Below are 238 nucleotides of genomic sequence, written 5' to 3'. Positions count from 1 at the left end.
CAATTTATCTGTGTCGCTAACCAATTGATACCCTTTATTTGAAACAGCAGTTATTTCGTAACCATCTTTCCTGAGAGCCTGAATATATTTCCATACCATTGTACGACTACATGAAAGTTCAGTACTTATTTTTTCACCTGATAAATGTTGATGATTATTTTCTCGTAAAAGCTGTAGCACTTTCCCTTTCATTTTTTTCACCTCTTAGAACTATTTCTTTTCAAAAACGTATAGATAC

1 protein-coding gene is annotated in these 238 nt (G+C 32.4%); it reads right to left on the bottom strand.

Going from position 1 to position 238, the window contains the following annotated elements; all coding sequences use genetic code 11:
• Positions 1-192: HTH domain-containing protein (locus AOA60_RS07565; RefSeq protein ID WP_143522396.1), on the bottom strand; the 192-nt coding region annotated here is incomplete at its 3' end.
• Positions 193-238: the final 46 nt, after the last annotated feature.

Origin of the sequence: Pseudomonas sp. 2822-17 (assembly GCF_002742485.1) — a bacterium.
In the GTDB taxonomy this organism is placed as follows: domain Bacteria; phylum Pseudomonadota; class Gammaproteobacteria; order Pseudomonadales; family Pseudomonadaceae; genus Aquipseudomonas; species Aquipseudomonas cyclaminis.
This window is presented reverse-complemented; position numbering and strand designations above follow the sequence as displayed.